The following is a 22,722-nucleotide window of genomic DNA, read 5'->3' on the forward strand; positions in this document are numbered from 1 at the left end:
TGACACAGATGTCGGCGCATCGGCGCGCCGTCGAGCAGATCAGGGAGTCCTACGCCGCGATTCCCGAGGACGCGGTGCCCCGGCTGGCCAAGGCCACGACCAACCTGTTCCGCTTCCGGGACGGCGCTTCCGGAGCGAAGCTGTCGGCCCGGGACCTGGACCAGGTCATCGAGGTGGATCCGGTCACCATGACCGCCGAGGTCCAGGGGATGACCACCTACGAGCACCTGGTGGACGCCACACTCGCGCACGGGCTGATGCCCTACGTCGTGCCGCAGCTCAAGACGATCACGCTGGGCGGCGCGGTGACCGGGCTGGGCATCGAGTCCACCAGCTTCCGCGACGGGCTGCCGCACGAGTCGGTCGAGGAGTTGGAGATCCTCACCGGCGACGGCCGGATCGTCGTGGCACGGGACGACAACGAACATCGCGAGCTGTTCCGTGCCTTTCCCAACTCCTACGGCACGCTCGGTTACGCGCTCCGGATCCGGATCAAGCTCAAGCCCGTCCAGCCGTACGTCCGGCTGACCCACATCCCGTTCGGCGACGCCGACAAGTGCATGATCGCCATGAAGGAGATCTGCGAGCGCGGCGAGCACGAGGGCGAGCCGGTCGACTTCGTGGACGGCACGTTCTTCGGTCCCGGCGAGCTCTACGTGACCGTCGGCCGGTTCGCCGAACGCGCGCCCTACCTGTCTGACTACACCGGCATGCGCATCTACTACCGGTCGATCCAGACCAGGACCCGCGACTGGCTGAGCATCCGCGACTACCTGTGGCGCTGGGACACCGACTGGTTCTGGTGCTCGCGCGCCTTCGGCGTGCAGGGGGCGCTGGTGCGCTCGCTCATGCCGCGCAAGTGGATGCGCTCCGACGTCTACCGCAGGCTCGTCGGCCTCGACCGCAAGTACGGTGTGATCGCCCGGGTGGACCGGTGGCGGGGCCAGCCCGTCCAGGAATCGGTCATCCAGGACATCGAGGTGCCCGTCGAGCGAGGTGCGGAGTTCCTGGACTTCTTCCACGACAGAGTCGGCATGACGCCGGTGTGGATGTGCCCGCTGAAGTCCACCGGCGAATGGCCGCTCTACCCGCTGGAGCCCGGACGGCTCTACGTCAACTTCGGCTTCTGGGGCACAGTCCCCCTGCCCCGGGGCCAGTTCGACGGGTACTACAACCGTCTCATCGAGAACAAGGTGCACGAGCTCGACGGGCACAAGTCGCTGTACTCGACGTCCTTCTACTCCCGAGACGAGTTCTGGCGGTTTTATAACGGAATCGCCTACTGGCCAGTCAAACGGGCATACGACGCGGGTGGCCGGTTGCTCGACCTCTACGACAAGTGTGTGCGGGGGCGTTAGGAGGTTGATTCTGTGAAACTCGCAGAAATCTTCGAAAAGGTCATAGGGCCCGAGGCGGACATCCGGTTCGCCGCCTATGACGGCAGCAAGGCCGGTCCGCCGAGTGCGGACATCAGCATCGAGGTGAAGTCCCCGGCCGCGGTGGCCTACCTGGCGCAGGCCCCTGGGGAGCTCGGTCTCGCCAGGGCCTACGTGTCCGGCCATCTCGACGTCCAGGGCGACATGTACAACCTGCTGTCGCGGATGTGGTCGCTCACCATCAACGACATCCCGACGAGCGAGAAGCTCGCCGCCATCCGCGCTCTCGGCATCAAGCCCCTGCTGATGCGGGTGCCGCCGCCTCCCCAGGAAGTACGGCGCAGCATGCTGGCCAAGATGGGCAGCAGGCACGCCAAGCAGCGCGACGCCGAGGCGATCCACCATCACTACGACGTCTCCAACAGGTTCTACGAGTGGGTGCTCGGCCCGTCCATGGCCTACACCTGTGCGGTCTTCCCCAGCGAGGAGTCCACGCTGGAGGAGGCGCAGCACGCCAAGTTCGACCTGGTCGCCAAGAAGCTGGGTCTCAAGCCCGGGATGCGGCTGCTGGACGTGGGCTGCGGCTGGGGCGGCATGGTCATGCACGCGGCCCGCGAGTACGGCGTGAAGGGGCTGGGGGTCACCCTCTCCCGGCAGCAGGCCGAGTGGGCGCAGAAGGCCATCGCCGAGGAGGGGCTGGGCGACCTGGCCGAGGTCCGCCACATGGACTACCGGGACGTCAAGGAGAGCGGCTTCGACGCCGTCAGCTCGATCGGCCTGACCGAGCACATCGGCAAGGAACAGCTGCCGTTCTACTTCCGGTTCCTGTACGACAAGCTCACCCCCGGCGGCCGGATCCTCAACCACTGCATCACCCGGCCGACCGGCACCGAGAAGACCATCAACGCCGGCGGCTTCATCAACCGCTACGTCTTCCCCGACGGGGAGCTGGAGTCGGTCGGCTACCTGGCCCGGCAGATGGAGGACCTCGGTTTCGAGATCCGCCACGAGGAGAACCTGCGCGAGCACTACGCCCAGACTCTCCGCTACTGGTGCGCCAACCTCGACGAGCACTGGGACGAGGCGGTCGAGGAGGTCGGTCAGGGCACGGCCAGGGTCTGGCGACTCTACATGGCCGGCTGCGTGGTCGGCTTCGAACGCAACAAGATCCAGCTTCACCAGATCCTCGGTGTGAAGCTCGACTCCCAGGGCGCGGCCCACATGCCGCTGCGCCCCTCCGTCGACTGGCCCTGATCCTCACCCGGTAATACGGCCCGCGCCCTTCACGGGACGCGGGCCGTACCGTCGGGACCTCCGGGAAGAGTACCGTTCTCCGAGGTCAGTTCGGAGAAGGTGACCTTTCCGTCGGAGAAGAGCCGCAGGACCGGGATGGCCTTGTTGACGGGGTTGCCCCTCTTGTCGAAGGAGATCCACCCGCTGGCGGCGGGAACGGTGAAGGGCGCGCTCGTCAGCAGGTTCGCGACGGCGCTCGCCGTGGGGCGGGTCGTGCCCTGCGCGGCGAAGATGTCCACCACCTTGATGGCGGTCAGCATCGCGTCATGGTGCATGATGGCCTGCCCGTCGTCGAGTGACTCCCCGGGGAACTTGGCGCCGAAGCTGTCGGTGCCCCGCCTGAAGCGGCCAGCTGTCGCCGGCTGGACGGCCTCGGGGTAGCGGTCCCAGGCCGCGGGGTGGGCCAGCGCCGTGTAGTAGACCTCCAGATTGGCCCGGGGGTCGTCCCAGATCGGCTCCGGCTGGGACCGGTTGAGGTTGCTGGCGTCGTCACCGGTGATGACGGTGATCTTCTGATCGACGCACGTCCGGCGGGTCAGCGCCCGCAGGAAGGGCGGCAGGTTCTGCCAGCGCCCGGCGAAGAAGACCACGTTCGCGCCGCTGTTGCAGATCCGCTCCGGCATCTGCCCGAGCACCGTGTCCGCGCTGTCGAGGGAGGAGCTGTAGGTCAGCGAGACGTCCAGCAGGCGGCTTTCCTCGTGCGCCGGGCTGACGACGTCGGCGAAGGCGGAGGTGAAGGACGCGGCGAGGGTGCTGGTGTAGGAGTCGCTCCCGTCCTCGTCCTGCACCAGGACCGCGGTGACGGCGCCGCGCTCCTTGATGAAGTGCGCGATGGCCCTGGCCTGGGCGCTGTTGGGAGGGGACACCCGGACCATGGTGGCCTTGTCGGCCAGCTTGTCGGAGGTGATGACGGCGCCCACCATGGCGATCTGGGTCGCCGCGAGCGCGTCGATCGCCTTCTCCGTCCCCGCGACGCTCGAACCCAGCCCGGTGACCGCCACCAGGTGCTCCTGCCCCGCCTCCTTCTCCTTCAGCTCGCCCACCGCGGCCCGCCAGGCGTCGGCGTCTCCGGAGGAGTCGGCGAGCAGGAGCTGCACGTTCGGCACGCTCGCGTCGCCCTCGTTGTGGTTGCTCCAGTACTGGGCCAGGTAGGCCCCTTGCAGGGCGTGCCGGATGGACTCGGTGCTCTGCGTGCTCGTCGGACTGACCACCGGGTCCATCGGCAGCATCACCGCGATGCTCACGTAGGGCGTGCCCTGCCCGCGCACCCACTCGTTCTCCCGGCGGATCAGATCCGCGACGGGGGACAGGTTCGCGGGGTAGCGGCCGGATCCGTCGGTGACCCGGGGACGCGGGCGGAGGACGAGGAACAGCCCTGCGCCCAGGGCGCCGGCGAGCAGCACGCAGAGCAGTCCGAACCAGAAGGGATGGACCTTCCGGAACGGTGCGCGCCTGTCGAAACCGCGCTGCTCACTCATCGTCGTCCTCCCGGTCGTAGCGGTGGGCCTCGTTCACGAGGATCGTTCTGCCGCTGGTCGCGTACCGGGCGAGCAGCCTCAGGCCGTCCGCGACGCTCCGGCGCCTGCCGCGCAGGGGGTCCACCCCGGGGTCGGACAGGAACCAGCGGTCGACGACCACGCTGCGCACGACGGCCAGCCGCTCCGCGCCGCCCGTCCGGTCCGGGGAGGGCCGGTCGCGCGGGTCGTCCGGCGGCTCCTGCCCGGCCTGGTCGCCCCGCCCGTCCGGCGGCTCCTGGATGAGCCGGCCGTACAGGTCGTCCGGCGACATCGTCACGGGCAGCCGGTTCGGCGCGGAGGTGATCCAGTTGTACTGCCTGATCCACGCGGCCATGTCGATCCTGTTGAACCGCCCGTCGAGGAGCGCCACCACCTCCCGCAGGTGGCGGCGGCCGGCGGCCGTCAGGTCCACGCGGGCGAGCCGGTGGTGCATGACCATGGACAGCCGGTCGCGGGGCAGGTCCTCCCGGGAGGTGTAGAGGGCCTCCAGCCGCTGGTGGGCGATGTCCCACAGCGGGCCGTCGCGGCGGTGGCGGCGTTCGAGTTCCCGCAGCAGCAGGCGTCTGAGCCAGGGGTGGATGGCCGGCGCCCTCTCCTGCCCCGGACCGGGGACGAGCCACATCTGGTCGCCGAGCTCGTCGACCGCCGAGCGCCAGGGACGCGACAGCAGCCCGGCGTCATCGGCGTCCGCCAGGTTGGTCGCGGCCGAGCACGCGACCAGATCCTCCAGGTCGTGGGGGAAGTCCCGGAAGGGATGCTGCGCGTGCGCCCGGCCCAGGGCGGGAAGAGCGCGCAGGCCCTGCTCGGTCCAGCCGGTGTCCTGCCCGCGCTCTCGTGCGTCCGCGCTCTCGTGCGGGTCCTGCCCGCGCTCTTGTTCGCCGGTGTTCTCGTGCGGGTCCTGCCCGTGTTCCCGTGCGTACGGGTCCTGTCCGTGTTCCCCTACGGCCCTGCTCTCGCGCGCCTCCCGCCCGGTTCGGGCCGAGTCCCGACTCTCCCCGCGCTCCCGGGCCGCCATGGCCTCCAGCAGGTGCGTGACCGCCAGCGGATGGCCGCCGGTCAGCGCGTGCACGAATCCCGTGTGAGCCCGGCCCGGCCGTCCCCGGGTGGCCCCGCGCATCCGGGTCACCTCGGTGCGGCTGAGGCCGGGCAGCAGCACCGGGTACCACCAGCGGTCGCGCCTGCCGTTCGCGCGGTTGGCGAGCCAGTCGCCGTGGCCGGCCTGCCGCAGCCGGCGTGGATGCCGGGCCACGCCGTCCTCCGGGGGTTTGAGAGTCCCCGGGCGGTCCCAGTGATGGCCGAGGTCCTGCCAGGACCTGGAGGTGGCGACCACCAGCAGGGGGTCCCCGCCGGCCGGGCCCGGGGCGGCGGCCCGGTGGGCTTTGGCGGCCACCAGCGCCCGCAGGAACTCCCGGCCGGAGGGACTGTCGGAGTTGTCCAGCAGGACCAGGCAGTTGCGCGGGCGCCATTTCCTGGACCAGCCCTCCCGCAGGTCTTCCAGGAGCGCCTCGCAGATGATCTGCGCCGCCGCCGGAGACCCGTCCTCGGCCGCGCCGGAACGTGCCAGGTCCGTCAGGCCGCCGGGGTCGAGCCGGTCGCGGTACCAGGCCATGCCCTTGCGTTCCAGCAGATCCACCAGCCGCCGCCCCCGCGCGATCCGGTCGATCATCGTGGCGATCAGCGGACCGGTCACCGGCAGCACCGGGACGCTCCCGCTGAGCAGATTGAAGATCTCCTGAAGGGTCCTGGAGCTGTCCGGGATCCCGCGCCTGCCGCGGATCAGCTCGTAGAGCTCCTGTTCCGCCTCCTCCTGCCTCAGGCCGGGGTCCAGTGAGAGCGCCAGGTTCCCCAGCACCACCCGGGGCAGCTTGACGGGCGCGAATTGGCGCCAGCGATGGCCCATGACGCGGCGCGCGATCTGCGCGGTGATTTCCCCTACCTTTATGTCGGGGTGTTCGGCGCAGTCAATGTGGACAAATGGCAATGAAAAGGAGGTCGCGGCGTTTTCCGCGACCTCCTTCAGGAGAGTGGTCTTGCCGCTCCCGCGCGGACCGAAGAGCATGATGACGGGCAGCTCGCCGCCCCCGGGCCCATCCTCGCGGTCGAGGCATTCGTTGATCAACCGCCCGCAGGCGACCGCCAACTCGCTGTTCGCCATGTTCTACCCGCCTTCGGCAATTCCCGGCCTGTTGCGCTGGAGGCTGAACGAGAGCACGCCCGCCATCTCAAGGGCGGGACCGCATCGTAGCCCATCTTTTCGGGAAATGCTTTTGAGTCAGGCATATATGGCTATTTTCAATTATCCATAGAAAGCCCGGCCGTTCACCTGAGCTCGCGCTTGAGGATCTTCCCGGTGGCGGTCATCGGAAGGGCGTCGCGGAACTCGACGATCCGCGGATACTTGTAGGCCGCCATGTTCTCCTTGCACCAGGCGACCAGCTCCTCCTCGGTCACGGACACGCCGGGAGCGCGGATGATGTAGGCCTTGACCTCCTCGCCGTGCGAGTCGTGGGAGATCCCGACCACCGCGGCCAGGGAGACCCCGGGGTGGGTCATCAGGACCTCTTCGATCTCGCGCGGGTAGACGTTGAAGCCACCCCGGATGATCATGTCCTTGGCCCGGTCGATGATCGAGTAGTAGCCGTCGGCGTCGCGGGTGGCGATGTCGCCGGTGCGGAACCAGCCGTCGTTCATGACCTCAGCGGTCGCCTCGGGCCGGTTGTAGTAGCCCTTCATCACGTTGTGGCCGCGGATCGCGATCTCGCCGGGCCCCTCGCCTTCGACGGTCTTCCACTCGCTGTCGACCAGCCGCATCTCCACGCCCCAGATCGGCGTGCCGATCGTGCCGGGCTTGGTGGGCCTGCCGAGCTGGTTGAAGCTGGCCACCGGGGAGGTCTCCGACAGGCCGTAGCCCTCCAGGATGCCGATGCCGAAGATGGCCTCGAAGTCCTTGAGCACCTCGACCGGTGAGGAGGCGCCGCCCGCGACCGCGACCTTGAGCGAGGTGGGCACCTCGTCGCCGTCGGCGTGGATCTTCGACAGCATGGCCCAGTACATGGTCGGCACGCCCGCGAACAGCGTGATGTTCTCGGCGCGCATCAGCTCCAGGGCGGGGCCGGGCTCGAAACGCGGCATGAGCACCACGGTCGCCCGGCGGCGGAAGCCGAGGTTCATGACGGTGGTCTGGCCGAAGGAGTGGAACAGCGGCAGCGCGGCCAGGAAGGCGTCGCCGCCCTCGCTGCGCGGGAACATCTCATCCGAGACCATGGCGTTGAGCAGCATGTTCTGGTGACTGAGCTCGGCGCCCTTGGGCTGGCCGGTGGTGCCGCTGGTGTAGAGGATCACCGCGGTGTCGTCCGGCGCGGTCTGCACGGTCGAGAACTCGCCCGGCACGCCGTCCAGCGCCGCCCACAGCGTCTCGCCGTACTCGGACTCGGTGGCGAACGCGGCGGCCGGCAGCACGAAGAAGTGCTCCGTCGCCCCGGCCTGGTCGAAGCCCGCCCGGCCGCGCTCGCCCAGCGGCAGCTCCGGCGTGCCCTCGAAGCAGAACAGCGCCTTGGCCTCGCAGTCCTCCAGGTGGTAGGTGATCTCCCTGGACTGCAGCAGCACGTTGAGCGGCACGACCGTGGCGCCGGTCTTGAGGATCCCGTAGTACACGAAGGGGAAGTAGGGAAGGTTGGGGCAGGCCAGCGCGACCCGGTCGCCCTTGCCGACGCCCCTGGAGACAAGCAGGTTGGCAACCTGGTTCGCGATGGTGTTGACCAGGGAGTACGGCAGCCTCAGATCACCGAAGACCAGTGCGGTGCGGTCGGGCTGCTCCCGGGCGCTGTCCTCCAGCGCGATCGACAGGTTGAGCATGGTGCGTCCTCCTCCGAACAAGCTCTGACCCGCTCATACTCGCAGCCCGAGATACCTACCGGTAGGTAACCAAGGTTACAAATTGACGTGAAAAGCAGCGAGGAGTAAGCAGATGAGAGCCCGCTCACCGGGGGGCGAGCCGGCCGTCCGTGCGTTCGTACGACGAAGGGTCAGTGGCCACATGGAGTACGACTATGTGATCGTAGGCGCCGGCTCGGCGGGATGCGTGCTGGCCAACCGGCTCTCGGCGGACTCCGCCACGACCGTGGCGCTGATCGAGGCGGGGGGCTCCGACGACAGGCTGGAGGTCCGGATGCCCGCCGGCTTCGCCAAGCTCTTCAAGACCGACCGCGACTGGGCCTTCACCACCGCCGAGCAGCCCGGACTGTCCGGCCGCGAGCTGTACTGGCCGCGCGGCCGGATGCTCGGCGGCTCCTCCTCGATGAACGCCCAGATGTGGGTGCGCGGGCACCAGGCCGACTACGACGGCTGGGACGTGCCCGGCTGGTCCTACGAGGAGGTCCTGCCGTACTTCCACCGGGCCGAACGGCGCGTCGGCTCCAATCTCGGCGGCGTGTACGGCACGGCGGGCCCCATCCACATCTCCGAGCTGCGCAGCCCCAATCCCTCCACCGCGGTGTTCCTGCGGGCCTGCGAGGAGCTCGGGCTCACCCGGCTGGACGAGCTCAACGGCCCGTCCAACGAGGGCTGCTGCCCGACCCCGGTCACCCAGAACCGGGGCCGCCGCTGGAGCTCCGCCGACGCCTATCTCAGGCCCGCCGCCAAGCGGCCCAACCTCACCGTGCTGACCTCCTCGCACGTGCGCAGGGTCCTGATCGAGGACGGGCGCGCGACGGGCGTGGAGTACGGCGACGGCACGGTGGTGCGGGCGCGCAGGGAGGTCATCCTGTCGGCCGGGGCGATCGGCTCCCCGCACCTGCTGATGCTGTCGGGCGTCGGCGCGGCCGACGAACTGCGGGCGGAGGGCGTGGAGCCGGTTCACGAGCTGCCCCAGGTCGGCAGGAACCTCCAGGACCACCTGGCCTCGGGCGTCATCCTGCACTGCCCCAGGCCGGTCACGCTCGCGGGCGCCGAGTCGGTCGCCAACCTGCTCCGCTTCCTGGTCGGCCGTACCGGCATGCTGACCTCGAACGTCGGCGAGGCCGTGGCCTTCATCCGCACCTCCCCCGGAGAGCCCGCTCCCGACATCGAGCTGATCTTCGCGCCCGGTCCGTTCGTCGACCACGGCCTCACCCCGCCGGCCGGCCACGGCCTGACCATCGCCTCGATCCTGCTCCAGCCGGAGAGCCGCGGCCGTGTCTCGCTCAACGGCCGCGACGTGGTGATCGACCCCGCCTACCTGACGGCGGAGGCCGACGTCCGGCGGCAGGTCGCCGGGCTGCGGAAGGCCAGGGAGCTGTTCGCCACCGAGGCGCTCAGGCCGTTCGCCGGGCCGCCGATGAATCCGTACTGGGGCGCGGAGACCGACGAGGAGCTCGACCGCTGGATCCGCGAGCGCAGCGAGACCCTCTACCACCCGGTGGGCACCTGCCGGATGGGGGAGGACGCCGAGGCGGTGGTGGACCCGGCGCTGAGGGTCCGCGGGATCGGAGCCCTCCGGGTCGTCGACGCCTCGGTCATGCCGGTCATCAACCGGGGCCACACCCACGCCCCCACCGTGATGATCGCGGAAAAGGCCGCCGACCTCATCACCCGCGCCGGGTGAGAGGGCCCGCCCGCGCACTGTGGTTCGCGCCGGCGGCTCACGACCGTCTGTGCCGTGGCTCACACTTGACGTAAGTGGGCACTTGCATAAATCTGGGTTGATGACCGTGAGTGCGCCGGATGTCGACCTGTCGGAGATCCTGTTCTGGGCCCGCCCGCAGGCGGAGCGCATGGAGGCCTTCAGGCGGCTCCGGGAGCTGGACCGGCCCGTTTTCGTGCGGGAGAACAAGATCCCCTTCGTCGGGCACGGGCCCGGCTACCACGCCCTGGTGCGGCACGCCGACGTCTCCGAGGCCAGCCGGAACGCCGGGGTGTTCAGCAGCGAGCCGACGGCCAACAGCGTCGTCGACATGCCCCGGTGGATGGCGGTCTACTTCGGGTCGATGATCAATATGGACGACCCCCGGCATGCCCGGCTCCGCCGGATCGTGTCCCGGGCGTTCACCCCCAGGGTCCTGTCGAAGATGGAGGAGGACCTGCAGCGGGCGGCCACCCGGATCGTGGACGAGGCGATCGCCGAGGGGCCGGGCGACTTCGTCGCCCAGATCGCGGCCCGCCTGCCCGTCCAGGTCATCTGCGACATGATGGGCATCCCGCCGGAGCTCCACCCCCGGGTGCTCCGCGCCACCAACATCATCCTGGGCAACGCCGACTCCGAGTACACCGGCATCGACCCGGAGCTCACCCGCTGGAACGTAGGCCGGGGCCTGGTCAAGCTGATGGCCGCCGGGCGCGAGCTGAACCGGCTGGCCGCCAGGCTCGGCCGCCGGCGCCGGGGCGACTCCACCGGCGACCTGACCAGCATGCTGGTCAACGGCGAGGAGTCCCTCACCCCGCAGGAGCTCGGCTCGTTCTTCATCCTGCTCGTGGTCGCCGGCAGCGAGACCACCCGCAACGCCATCTCCCACGGCCTCAAGCTGCTCACCGACCACCCGGACCAGCGCGAGCTGCTCGTGGACGACTTCGACGGGCACATTCCCGGCGCCGTCGACGAGATCATCCGCTACTCCACCCCGGTGATCCAGTTCCGGCGCACGGTCACCCGCGAGTACGAGTTGGGCGGGCAGGCATATCGCAAGGGCGACAAGGTCCTGCTCTTCTACAACTCCGCCAACCGCGACGAGGCGGTCTTCGCCGACCCCGACGCCTTCGACATCACCCGCCATCCCAACCCGCACCTCGGCTTCGGCGGCCCCGGCCCCCACTACTGCCTGGGCGCCCACCTGGCCCGCCGCGAGGTCACCGTGATGTTCCGCGAGCTCCTCACTCGCATGCCCGCCATCCGGGCCGCCGGCGAGCCCTCCTACCTGCTGTCCAACTTCATCAACGGCGTCAAGCACCTGCCCTACACGATGTGACCCGCGCGCGTTCCCGGCGGGCGCGATCCGGGGCGGGATCGGGGGAGGGCAGGTCCGGTCGGCCGGGCTCTCCGGCGTGCCCGCCGGCGAGCGCGGAGACGGGTCCGCCGAGGGTGGTCACTACGTCAGCCAAGCGAATGCCGGTATGTGTACCGTGGACATCCGCTCCATGGGCATCGGGCCCGCCACCACAGGCGGTGACGGGCTCGCGCGTCCGGTGGCGGGGGGATGGGCGCCTCCTCGTCTCCGGGGGCCGCCATGAGGTCGGCGGCCTCGTCCCGGGCTGGTTAGGTTGAAGATCATGTGGCAGGATCAGAAAAACCGAATGCGGTTCTAGTAGGGGGCTGACGTGACGGTCTCACTGGCGGACATCGACCTGTCCGACATCGCCTTCTGGGAGCGGCCGATGGCCGAGCGCGAGGCCGCCTTCGCGCTGCTGCGCGCCCAGGCGGCCCCGCTCCGGTTCGCCGAACCGGAGATCAGCTTCGCCCTTCCGGGGCCCGGCTACTACGCCCTGGTCAGGCATGCCGACATCGTCGAGGCCAGCCGTACCCCCGAGGTCTTCTCCTCGGGGCGGGGGTCCACCGCCATCCACGACCTGGGTCCGGAGTTCAGCGAGTACTTCGGCTCGATGATCAACATGGACGACCCGAGGCACGCCCGGCTCCGCCGGATCGTCTCCCGGGCGTTCACCCCCAAGATGATCAAGCAGTTCGAGGCCGACGTGCAGGTCGAGGCCACCCGGATCGTCGACGACCTGATCGCCCGAGGGTCCGGCTGCGACTTCGTCACCGAGGTGGCCGCCAAGCTCCCCTTGAAGATCATCTGCGACATGATGGGCATCGGTCCCGAGCACTACCAGACGGTCTTCGACGCCTCCAACATCATCCTGTCCGGCGGCGACCCCGAGTTCATCCAGGACGTCAGCCGTGCGGCCGAGCTGCTCCTCGGCGCGGGACAGCGCCTGCAGGACCTCGTCGTCTCCCTGGCCGCCGAAGGCGGCGACAACCTCATCACCTCGCTGACCAGTGCCAACATCGACGGCGAGAAGCTGACGATGCAGGAGCTCGGCTCGTTCTTCATCCTGCTGGTGGTGGCGGGCAACGAGACCACGCGCAACGCCATCTCGCATGGCCTGCACCTGTTTACCGAGAATCCGGACCAGCGCGCGCTGCTCCTGGCCGACCTCGACGGCCGCCTCCCCGGGGCGGTCGAGGAGATCGTCCGCCTGGCCTCCCCGGTCGCCTGGATGCGCCGGACCGTCACCCGCGACCACGAGATGAACGGCCACCTCTACCGCAAGGGCGACAAGGTCCTGCTCTTCTACTGGGCCGCCAATCGCGACGAGGCGGTCTTCGCCGACCCCTACCGTTTCGACATCCAGCGCACCGAAGGCCCCCACGTGGGCTTCGGCGGCCCGGGGCCGCACTTCTGCCTCGGCGCCCACCTGGCCCGCCGCGAGCTCACCGTGATGTTCCGCGAGCTGTTCACCCGGATCCCGCAGATCCGCTCGGTCGGCGAGCCGGACCGCCTGCGCTCCAGCTTCATCAACGGCATCAAGCACCTCGATTGCGACTTCGGAGACGCTCCATTGACGTAAGTGGTTGCTTGCGCAAATGATTGACGATATGAGCGTGACGCCAGCCGAGCGGAAGCCGATCGTCTCCGCCGCCGACTTCGACCTGTCGGACTACGACTTCTGGGCCAGGCCCATGCCGGAGCGCGAGCACGCCTTCCGGCTCCTGCGCGGCCTGGACCACCCCGCCTTCTACGAGGAGATGGAGATCTCCTTCGCTCCGAAGGGGCCCGGTTACTACGCGCTGGTCAAGCACGCCGACATCCTGGAGGCCAGCCGCAACCCCGAGGTGTTCTGCTCCGGGGACGGCGGGGCCACCAACATCCCGGACATGCCGCCGGAGTTCACCGAGTACTTCGGCTCGATGATCAACATGGACGACCCGAGGCACGCCCGGCTCCGCCGGATCGTCTCCCGGGCGTTCACCCCCAAGATGATCAAGCAGTTCGAGGCCGACGTCGAGGCCGCCGCCGTCCGGATCGTCGACGACCTGATCGCCCGGGGGTCCGGCTGCGACTTCGTCACCGAGGTGGCCGCCAAGCTCCCCTTGAAGATCATCTGCGACATGATGGGGATCCCGGAGAGGGACTACGGCTCCGTCTTCGACCGGTCCAACGTGATCCTCGGCGGATTCGACCCCGAATACGGCGGCGACGACATGACCACGGTCGCCGAGAAGCTGCTGGCCGCCGGGATGGAGCTGCAGCAACTCGTCCAGGACCTCGCCGCGCACCGGGTCGAGCGCCCCACTGGCGACCTCACCTCGTCACTGGTCAACGCCAACATCGACGGCGAGAAGCTCACCGCCCAGGAGCTCGGCTCCTTCTTCATCCTGCTGGTGGTGGCGGGCAACGAGACCACGCGCAACGCCATCTCCTACGGCCTGCGCCTGCTCACCCAGAACCCGGACCAGCGCGCGCTGCTCCTGGCCGACCTCGACGGCCACCTCCCCGGCGCGGTCGAGGAGATCGTCCGCCTGGCCTCCCCGGTGAACTTCATGCGCCGCAAGGTCACCCGGGACCACGAGATGAACGGCCAGCTCTACCGCAAGGGCCAGAAGGTCGTCCTGTACTACTGGGCGGCGAACCGGGACGAGAGCGTCTTCCCCGACCCGCTCCGCTTCGACGTCACCCGCGACCCCAACCCGCACGTGGGCTTCGGCGGCCCGGGGCCGCACTTCTGCCTCGGCGCCCACCTGGCCCGCCGCGAGATCACCGTGATGTTCCGCGAACTGCTCCGGAGGATCCCGCAGATCGAGGGCGGCAGGCCGGAGCGGCTCTACTCCAGCTTCATCAACGGCATCAAGCACATGGACTGCGCGTTCTGAGTCACGGAGTCGTCGACCGGATCGACTTGAACACGGTGTTGATGTCGGGCAGCAGTTCCTTCTTGCTGTCCGGCACCGACATGTAGACGATCGCGGGCAGGTCGGCGCCGGTGCTCAGGGCGGCCACGACCATGGTCGTCTTGGACGTGCCCGAGGTGATCTCATACGCGGAGAGCTGTCCCCGCAGGCCGTTGACGTTCAGGGTCTGCTGGGCGGTCTTGCGGGCGGAGTTGTCCTCGGGAAAGAACTTCTTCCGGCCACTGGAGGCGACCGCGTTGATCACCGGGGCCAGGTTCGCCGGTGAGGTGTACTTGCTCTTCAGCCGGGGCGAGAGCGGGCCGGACATCACCTGGGCGAACTGCGTCTTGCCCGTGGAGTCCGGGCCGGCAGGGACGTACTGGCGGGTGGTGAAGCCGTAGGTGGTGGGCACGGCCGGGCGCTGGTCCTGCCGCCAGGGCGCGCCGAGCTGGGCCACGCTGATCGCCGCGGCCTGGTCGGGCAGGGTGCCGGCCACCGGCGAGGCCTTGCCGGGGAAACGCGGCAGGCGGCCCACCGCCTGGGACTTGGCGGGCTTCTTGCCGGTCGCGGAGGGCTTGGCCTCCGGGACGGCCTCCTCCTTGGTGGAAGCCAGGGGGCCGGCCAGGAAGGCCCAGAGCACGGCGCCGATCAGGGCGATCACCACGGAGCCGGCCAGCGCGAACACCCAGACCGGCCGGCCCGACCCGTCGAGATCCTGCTCGTCCTCCATGGCCTGGTAGTTGTCGCCGAAGACCGTGTTCCACAGCTCCTGCTGGCGCTCCGGCGGCGGGGTCTTCGGGCCGCTGATCTGGCCCGCGGTGACGAACGGCCTGTTGGGGTCGGACGGGTCCCTGCTCAGGTGCCCGCCCGGCTGGCCCGGCATGGGCTGCTGCCCCGGCATGGGCTGCTGACCGGGATGCGGCTGACCGGGATGCTGCTGGCCCGGCATGGGCTGCTGTCCTGGCATGGGCTGCCAGCCGGGGTGCTGCTGGCCGTTGCCCGGATGGACGGGCGCGGGCCCTCCCTGAGGGGGAGTGTGATGGGGCGGAAGCTGTGGCGGGGCGCCCGGAGGCGCCTCCGGGGCGGTCGCCCCCGCGAGGGCCCACACGCCGGGATTCTCCGGGGCGACACCGTTGCCCGAGGGGCTGCCGAACGGCTCCTGCCCGCCGAAGGGGTTGGGGCTGGTGAGGGGGTCTTGGGTGGCGAAGGGGTTGGGGTTTGCGCCGGGTGGGTTGGTCAGGTGTTCTTGGCTGCCGAAGGGGTTGGGGCTGGTCAGCGGGTCCTGGCTGCCGAACGGGTTCGGGTTTGCGCCGGGCGGGTTCGTCCAGGAGGGAGAGGACTGCTCATGGCTCGGCGCCTCGGCCGGCGGGCGGCCCCATCCGCCGTTCTCGGCCGGCGCGGCGGCGTTCCGCCCGCCGTCGTCCGAGGCCGGCGGCGTACTCCATCCCCCGTTGCCGGTGTCCTGCGCGGCCGTACCCCATCCGCCGTTGTCGGTGCTCTTGGCCACGTCCCATCCGCCGCCCCCGGCGGCCGGCGCCGTACCCCATCCGCCGTTGTCGGTGGCCTGTGTCGCGGGCCACCCGCCGTTCTCGGCGGGCGAAGCGGGCGGCCAGGCGCCGGGCTGCTCCTGCGGCGGCGCGGCCGCCTGCCAGGAGTCACCACCCGCCTGCGGGCCGGAGGTCTGCGGCGACTGAGGCTGGGAACCGGGAGTCGCCGTTCCGAAGGCCTGTTGCCAGGAACCGTTGCCGGGGACGCCGGCCTGCCAGGAGGCGCCGTCTCCTGCGGGCTCCTCCTGGGGAAGAGGGAGCCGGGGGCTGGTTCCGGAAGAGTCCTTCGCCCAGGCGGGCGGCGGCTCTGTTGCCTCCGGCCATGCCGGAGGCAGGTGGGACTGGCTGGACTGCTCCGAGGCCATGGCTTCCTTACCTCCCGGGCGGGTGCCCGAATTATGGGTATTGGGCATGGTCTCACGTGAGACGGGGGGGTTCGCAGGGAAACTGGAGAACGCCCCTCTGAACTGGAGTCCGGTGGGGTCGGTTGGCGGATCCTGCATCGGCAGGCCGACCTCCGAAGGATCCGGGCCCTGCCCCGGCTCGACTGAGTGTGCCACGGTGAAAGAGTAAACTGACGGGACAAGTGAGGTCACAACGGACGTATCACCATCGAGTCCTGATCCGCCCCAGACGCACGAGCCTCCTATTGTGCTGACCCTCCGGTGCCGTGTCCCCGGTTTGCCGTGATCGGGCTTGTTCTCCGTCCTATGAATAGGGCTTGCGGACTGCGATAGTCTTGGAATATGCGTGCCGCGGCCCTGCTGCTTATCTGGCCGCATCGGCCCTCCCGGCGCTAGACGCCCGCCGATGCGGCTGCCCTTCGCGTGAGCGGAGGGTTTTTCTATTGGGTCGGATGGGTCAGATCATCTGCGCAGACGTATACCGAGGGAAGATTGACGTGAGCGAGCGAGCCGACATGCAGAGCGACGAGCAGCACTACGACCCGCAGGCACTGCAGGTCAAGTGGCAGCGGCGATGGGAGGAGCTCGACCCGTTCCGGGCCTCCGACGATCCCGCCGACACGCGTGAGCGGCGCTACATGCTCGACATGTTCTCCTACCCCTCCGGCGATCTGCACATGGGCCACGCCGAGGCGTTCGGCATCGGCGACGTCTTCTCGCGCTACTGGGTCCAGCGCGGCTACAACGTGCTGCACCCGATCGGCTGGGACTCCTTCGGCCTGCCCGCCGAGAACGCCGCGATCAAGCGGAACGCGCACCCGGCCGAGTGGACCTACGCCAACATCGAGACCCAGGCCCACTCCATCAAGCGCTACGGGATCTCCTTCGACTGGTCCCGCCGCCTGCACACCAGCGACCCCGAGTACTACAAGTGGACCCAGTGGCTGTTCATCCGCTTCTTCGAGCGCGGCCTGGCCTACCGCAAGGGCGGCCTGGTCAACTGGTGCCCCAATGACCAGACCGTGCTGGCCAACGAGCAGGTCAAGGACGGCAGGTGCGAGCGCTGCGGCGCCGAGGTCGTCCGCCGCGAGCTGACCCAGTGGTACTTCAAGATCACTGACTACGCCGACCGCCTGCTGGACGACATGGCCCAGCTGGAGGGCGGCTGGCCGGAGCGCGTGCTGACCATGCAGCGCAACTGGATCGGCAGGTCCGAGGGCGCCGACGTCGACTTCATCATCGAGGGCCGCGACGAGCCGGTCACCGTCTACACCACCCGCCCCGACACCCTGTACGGCGCGACCTTCTTCGTGGTCGCCCCGGACGCGGCGCTGGCCGAGGAGATCGTGACGGACGACCGGCGCGAGGCCTTCGAGGCCTACCGCGCCGAGGTGTCCAAGCTGTCCGACATCGACCGGCTCTCCACCGACAAGGAGAAGAGCGGCGTCTTCCTGGGCCGTTACGCGATCAACCCGGTCAACGGCGAGCGCATGCCGGTCTGGGCGGCCGACTACGTGCTGTCCGACTACGGCCACGGCGCCATCATGGCGGTCCCCGCGCACGACCAGCGCGACCTGGACTTCGCCCGCGCCTTCGGCCTGCCGGTGCGGGTCGTGGTCCACACCGGCCTGGCCGACCCGGGCGAGACCGGGGTCGCCACCGCGGGCGAGGGGTCCCTGGTCAACTCCGGCCCGCTGGACGGCCTGTCCAAGGCCGACGCGATCCGGGAGATCATCGGGGGGCTGGCCGAGCGCGGCACCGGCAAGGCGACGGTCAACTTCCGCCTGCGCGACTGGCTGCTGTCCCGCCAGCGCTTCTGGGGCTGCCCGATCCCGATCATCCACTGCGTCGACTGCGGCGAGGTCCCCGTCCCGGACGACCAGCTGCCCGTCACCCTGCCCGACCTGCGCGGCGAGGCTCTGGCCCCCAAGGGCGTGTCCCCGCTGGCGTCGGCCGACGACTGGGTCAACGTCTCCTGCCCCAAGTGCGGCGGCCCCGCCCGGCGCGACACCGACACGATGGACACCTTCGTCGACTCCTCCTGGTACTTCCTGCGTTACGTGGACCCGGCCTACGAGGACGGCCCGTTCGACGTGGAGAAGCTGCGCGAGTGGGGCCCCATCGACCAGTACGTCGGCGGCGTCGAGCACGCGGTGCTCCACCTGCTGTACTCGCGGTTCTTCACCAAGGTCCTGCACGACATGGGCATGGTCGACTTCACCGAGCCCTTCACCCGCCTGCTGAACCAGGGGCAGGTGATCAACCAGGGCAAGGCGATGTCCAAGTCGCTGGGCAACGGCGTGGACCTGGGCGAGCAGATCGACTCCTACGGCGTGGACGCGGTCCGGCTGACGGTGATATTCGCCGGCCCGCCGGAGGACGACATCGACTGGGCCGACGTCTCCCCGGCCGCCTCGCAGAAGTTCCTGGCGCGCGCGTTCCGCGTCATGGCCGAGGCCGGTGCGGCCTCCGCCCCCGGCGTGGACTTCGCCACCGGCGACCTCGACCTGCGCAAGGTCGTCCACCGGACCATCGACGAGGTCACCAAGCTGGTCGACTCGCACCGGTTCAACGTCGCGGTGGCCCGGATGATGGAGCTGACGAGCGCGGCCCGCAAGGCCATCGACTCCGGCCCCGGCGCCGCCGACCCGGCCGTCCGCGAGGCCGCCGAGACCCTGGCGGTCATGCTGTCCCTGGTCGCGCCGTACGCCGCGGAGGAGGGCTGGGAGCGTCTGGGACACCCCACCTCGGTCGCCACGGCCGGTTGGCCGGTGGCCCAGGCCGCCCTGCTGGTCCAGGACTCCGTCACCTGCGTCGTCCAGGTCGCCGGCAAGGTCCGCGACCGGCTGGAGGTCTCCCCGGAGATCTCCGACACCGACCTGGAGGTCCTGGCGCTCGCCTCGGAGAAAGTCCAGTCCTTCCTGTCCGGGGCTCCGCGCAAGGTCATCGTCCGCGCGCCCAAGCTGGTCAACATCGTCCCTTAGCGGCTTTCCGGGGTGCCCGTACGGTGGGCGCCCCGAGCCGCGGTCGCCGTGGAGCCGCCCGCGCACCCACCCACGCCCCGGCCGGTACGGCGGCGCCGCACCGGCATCGGCTTCCCGGCAGGTGTGGCGGCCGTCGCGGGCCGTCCAGCGGGCCCGCCTGCCGCTCGACGGCCCGCTCCGGAGCGGGCCGGATTTATTGCCTCGAACCACCGGGCCGATCGATGCGAAGATGTCGGTGACAGACCGATCACCACCAGGAGCATGCGATGCGGCGAGCCTTCGGAATCTCACAGCGCCCTATCCGGACGAGAGTTTTCGAGGCATCCAGCACCCATGCACACCCTCAACATCGGCATCCTCGCCCATGTGGACGCGGGCAAGACCAGTCTCACTGAGCGGCTGCTGTTCGACACCGGCACCATCGACCGGCTCGGCAGCGTCGACGCCGGCAGCACCCAGACCGACACGGGCGACATCGAACGGCGGCGCGGCATCACGATCCGCTCCGCCGTCGCCTCCTTCACCGTCGGCGCCTCACAGGTCAACCTGATCGACACCCCGGGGCACTCCGACTTCATCTCCGAGGTCGAACGGGCGCTCGGCGTGCTCGACGGGGCCGTCCTGGTCCTGTCGGCCGTGGAGGGCGTACAGGCGCAGACCCGCGTCCTGATGAAGACCCTGCGGAAGATGCGTCTGCCGACCCTGGTCTTCGTCAACAAGATCGACCGTGCCGGCGCCCGTCACGAGGAGATGCTGGCCGACATCAGGCGGAAGCTGTCACCGCAGATCGTCCCCATGAACGCGGTCCGGCAGGCCGGCTCCCCGGCCGCGCGCACCGTCCCGATCTCCCTGGACGGACCGGGCTCCCGCTCCCGGGTGGCGGAGATCCTCGCGGAGAGCGACGACACGCTGCTCGCCGACCTCGTCGCCGGCTCGGTCCCCACCGCCGGCCGCATCCTGGCGGAGGTGCGCGCCCAGACCGCCGCCGGACTGCTCCACCCGGTGTTCTTCGGCTCGGCCCTGACCGGTCAGGGCGTCGAGGCGCTCGTCGACGGGATCTCACGACTGCTCCCGCCGGCGCGCGGCACCGGAGACGACGATCCCCGGGCCACCGTTTTCGCCATCGAACGCGGTGGCGCCGGCGAGAAGGTCGCCTACCTGCGGATGCACTCCGGTGAGCTGCGCGCGCGGCAGCGGATCACCTCCTACCGGCTGGAGGCGGGCGGCGGAGTCAGCGAGAACAGCGAACAGATCACCGCACTCCACGTCATCGGACCGGTGCGCCGAAAGGCCCATCACCCGGTGGCGGGCGACATCGCGAAGGTGTGGGGTCTGTCCCGCATCCGGGTCGGCGACCAGGTCGGCTCGGCGCGCGGACTCGCCGGCCGGTCGCACTTCGCGCCGCCCACCCTGGAGACCCTCGCCCGGCCGAAACAGGCCGGGCAGGCCGCGCGGCTGCACGCCGCGCTCGTGGAGCTCGCCGACCGGGACCCGCTGATCCACACGCGTGCCGTCCCCGGCGAGGGGACCTCGGTCCTGCTCTACGGCGAGGTGCAGAAGGACGTCATCGCGGAGACCCTTCTCCACGAGTTCGGCGTCGAGGCCGTGTTCGAGCAGAGCCGTACGGTCCACCTGGAACGGCCGGTGGGGGTCGGGGAGGCCTGCGAGGAGATGGACCCGGGGCCCAACGGCTTCTTCGCGACCGTCGGGCTGCGGGTCGAACCCGCGACCGGGCCCGGAATCACCTTCAGGCGGGAGGTCGAGCTCGGTTCGCTGCCGCGCCCCTTCCACCGGGCGATCGAGGACACCGTGCGCCGCACCCTGGAGCAGGGGCTGTACGGCTGGGCGGTGACCGACTGCCTCGTCACCCTGACCCGGACGGGCTATGCGGCCCCGGTCAGCACGGCCGGTGACTTCCGCGACCTCACGCCCCTGGTCCTGATGCGCGCCCTGGACATCGCCGGGACCCGGGTCTACGAGCCCTGCCACGCCTTCGAGCTGGAGGTCCCCCCTGACGGGCTCAGCGCCGCCACCGCACAGCTCGCCGCCCTCGGAGCCGACATCAGGGAGTCCTCCGGAGATATGGAGACATGGTCGGTCAGGGGAGACATCCCCGTGCGTCAGGTGCGCGAATTCGAGCGGCGGCTGCCCGGACTGTCCCGTGGAGAAGGGGTCTGGTGGTCGCGGCCGTCGGGGGATCGGCGGGTCCTCGGGCCGGTCCCGGTGCGCGCGCGGTCGGACGGCAACCCGCTCAACCGGAGCGAATACCTGCGGCACCTCGCACAGGGAGGCCCGGCGAGGTGAGGCGGGCCGCGGTCCGGGGCCTGCCCGGACCGCGGCCGGTACCGCCTGCCCGGCCCCCGCCGGCACCGCTTAAAGGCTTCCTCGCCTTTCAGGCCTTTTCCGGCCTTCCCCGCGTAGGCGGTGACCGGAGGAGGAAGACCATGCCTGACAGGGGGATGAGGCATGCGGGTATCGGTGCTCGGCATGGGCAGCATGGGGCGGGCGGTGGCCCTGCGGCTGCTCGGCCGCGGTCATGCGGTCAGGGTCTGGAACCGGACACCGGGTAAGACGTCCGAGGTGATCGACGCCGGCGCCGCCGAGGTGTCCTCAGCGGCGGAGGCCGCGCGGGATGCCGACGCGGTGCTGATGTCGCTCGCCGACGATCGGGCGGTCCGTGAGGTCATGGCCCGATTGGCCGAGTCCGGCTCCGGCTCCGGCTCCGGTTCCGGTTCTGGCTCCGGCTCTGCTCCCGGTTCCGGTTCTGGTTCCGGTTCTGGTCTCCGCTCCGGCTCCGCCTCTGATGCCGGCTCTGGTCCTGGCGCTGAGTCCGGCGCGCCGGTCGTCGCCGACATGAGCACCGTCTCCCCGGACACGTCCCGCGCGCTGGCAGGGCTGGCGCCGGGAGGCCGGTTCGTGGCCGCGCCCGTCATCGGAGGACCGCAGGCGGTCGTCGACGGGCAGGCCATGGGCCTGCTGGGGGGTGAACGCGGTCTCGTGGACCGGCTGGGACCTGTCTGGCAGGACCTGTTCGCCGTCCAGTGGTACTGCGGGGACGACCCCGGGAGTGCTCTGACCTACAAGCTTGTCAGCTTCTCGGCCGTAAACGACCGAGCTTGCAGCTCCTCGCCGTCGATGGGTTCGACGGTTTGGTCCGCGTCGTCGGCAGCGTGACTCACTGCCCAGCTTGTGACACCGCGTGCGGCGATGTTACGAGCTGCGTTGACGTCGGCGTGCTCAGCGAAGCCGCACGACGTACAGCGAAAGGTTTCCTGGTTCGGCCGGTTGCGTCTGTCCACGTGCCCGCAGGCCGAGCAGCCCTGCGAGGTGTAGGCCGGGTCCACGTACACCACAGCGACACCGGCACGGGCCGCCTTGTAGACGACGAACCGGCCGAGCTGGTGGAAGCTCCACGAATGCAACGTGACCCGCTGGGGCTTACGGAGCCGTACCCGGTCGCGGATGCCCTGGAGGTCTTCCAGGGCGATCCCTTGCCCGGTGCGTGTCGCCTCGGTCACGATGCGTTTGGCGATGGTGTGGTTGGTGTCCGCGGCGAAACGCGCTTCTTTGCGGCGGCGTTTCCTCAGCAGCCGCTTGGCGGATTTGGTCTGCTTGGCCTGCAGGCGGCGGCGCAGCTCGCGATGCCGGTGGCGGACCGCGTTCAGGCCCTTGCCACTGTGGCGAACTCCGCCACTGGTGGTCGCGAGGTTGGCGATGCCCAGGTCCACCCCCAAAAATCCGT

The 22,722-nt window shown here is 69.9% G+C and carries 14 protein-coding genes; 9 read left to right on the top strand and 5 right to left on the bottom strand.

Annotated elements, in window-relative coordinates:
- Window positions 1-8: 8 nt before the first annotated feature.
- A complete protein-coding gene (locus BM085_RS27300) occupies window positions 9-1,358 on the top strand; it encodes an FAD-binding oxidoreductase (protein ID WP_425443280.1) in 1,350 nt (449 codons plus the stop codon).
- A gap of 12 nt (window positions 1,359-1,370) precedes the next feature.
- Window positions 1,371-2,630 (top strand): class I SAM-dependent methyltransferase, encoded by a 1,260-nt coding sequence (locus BM085_RS27305; protein ID WP_093889753.1) that lies wholly within the window; start codon window positions 1,371-1,373, stop codon window positions 2,628-2,630.
- A 29-nt stretch (window positions 2,631-2,659) separates the two neighbouring features.
- On the opposite strand, the gene BM085_RS27310 is transcribed toward BM085_RS27305, so the two are convergent.
- The 3 genes from BM085_RS27310 to BM085_RS27320 form a co-directional block, all read right to left on the bottom strand.
- Window positions 2,660-4,147: a type 1 periplasmic-binding domain-containing protein gene (locus tag BM085_RS27310; RefSeq protein ID WP_093889754.1), complete on the bottom strand. Its 1,488-nt coding sequence runs from the start codon at window positions 4,145-4,147 to the stop codon at window positions 2,660-2,662.
- Complete coding sequence (locus BM085_RS46930) at window positions 4,140-6,341, bottom strand: AAA family ATPase (protein ID WP_093889755.1); 2,202 nt, start codon at window positions 6,339-6,341, stop codon at window positions 4,140-4,142. Before BM085_RS46930 ends, BM085_RS27310 begins: the two co-directional genes overlap by 8 nt.
- Window positions 6,342-6,505: 164 nt before the next feature.
- Window positions 6,506-8,041: a long-chain-fatty-acid--CoA ligase gene (locus BM085_RS27320; RefSeq protein WP_093889756.1), complete on the bottom strand. Its 1,536-nt coding sequence runs from the start codon at window positions 8,039-8,041 to the stop codon at window positions 6,506-6,508.
- Between the two features lie 181 nt (window positions 8,042-8,222).
- On the opposite strand from BM085_RS27320, the gene BM085_RS27325 reads away from it, so the two are divergent.
- The 4 genes from BM085_RS27325 to BM085_RS27340 all read left to right on the top strand — a co-directional run bounded on the left by BM085_RS27325 (window position 8,223) and on the right by BM085_RS27340 (window position 14,027).
- On the top strand, window positions 8,223-9,767 hold the full coding sequence (locus BM085_RS27325) for a GMC family oxidoreductase (RefSeq protein WP_093889757.1): 1,545 nt from the start codon (window positions 8,223-8,225) through the stop codon (window positions 9,765-9,767).
- A 100-nt stretch (window positions 9,768-9,867) separates the two neighbouring features.
- Window positions 9,868-11,124 (top strand): cytochrome P450, encoded by a 1,257-nt coding sequence (locus BM085_RS27330; RefSeq protein ID WP_093889758.1) that lies wholly within the window; start codon window positions 9,868-9,870, stop codon window positions 11,122-11,124.
- Window positions 11,125-11,473: 349 nt separating this feature from the next.
- The gene (locus tag BM085_RS27335) at window positions 11,474-12,724 is read left to right on the top strand and encodes a cytochrome P450 (RefSeq protein WP_093889759.1); all 1,251 of its coding nucleotides are present in this window, start codon (window positions 11,474-11,476) and stop codon (window positions 12,722-12,724) included.
- Window positions 12,725-12,752: 28 nt separating this feature from the next.
- A complete protein-coding gene (locus BM085_RS27340) occupies window positions 12,753-14,027 on the top strand; it encodes a cytochrome P450 (RefSeq protein WP_218158842.1) in 1,275 nt (424 codons plus the stop codon).
- Window position 14,028: 1 nt separating this feature from the next.
- Here BM085_RS27340 and BM085_RS46935 read toward each other — a convergent pair whose 3' ends face one another.
- A complete protein-coding gene (locus BM085_RS46935) occupies window positions 14,029-15,957 on the bottom strand; it encodes a hypothetical protein (RefSeq protein WP_093889761.1) in 1,929 nt (642 codons plus the stop codon).
- 554 nt (window positions 15,958-16,511) lie between these two features.
- Here BM085_RS46935 and leuS point away from each other — a divergent pair.
- From leuS to BM085_RS27360, 3 genes are all read left to right on the top strand, one after another.
- The gene (gene leuS, locus BM085_RS27350; RefSeq protein ID WP_093889770.1) at window positions 16,512-18,980 is read left to right on the top strand and encodes a leucine--tRNA ligase; all 2,469 of its coding nucleotides are present in this window, start codon (window positions 16,512-16,514) and stop codon (window positions 18,978-18,980) included.
- A gap of 333 nt (window positions 18,981-19,313) precedes the next feature.
- Complete coding sequence (locus BM085_RS27355; protein WP_093889762.1) at window positions 19,314-21,284, top strand: elongation factor G; 1,971 nt, start codon at window positions 19,314-19,316, stop codon at window positions 21,282-21,284.
- 162 nt (window positions 21,285-21,446) lie between these two features.
- Window positions 21,447-22,154 carry an NAD(P)-binding domain-containing protein gene (locus BM085_RS27360; protein WP_093889763.1) on the top strand — a complete coding sequence of 236 codons (708 nt, stop codon included), beginning with the start codon at window positions 21,447-21,449 and terminating at the stop codon, window positions 22,152-22,154.
- On the opposite strand, the gene BM085_RS27365 is transcribed toward BM085_RS27360, so the two are convergent.
- On the bottom strand, window positions 22,058-22,722 hold a 665-nt coding region (locus tag BM085_RS27365), incomplete at its 5' end, for an RNA-guided endonuclease InsQ/TnpB family protein (RefSeq protein WP_245789735.1). The two genes, BM085_RS27360 and BM085_RS27365, sit on opposite strands and share 97 nt — an antisense overlap.

Source organism: Streptosporangium canum (assembly GCF_900113865.1).
GTDB lineage: Bacteria > Actinomycetota > Actinomycetes > Streptosporangiales > Streptosporangiaceae > Streptosporangium > Streptosporangium canum.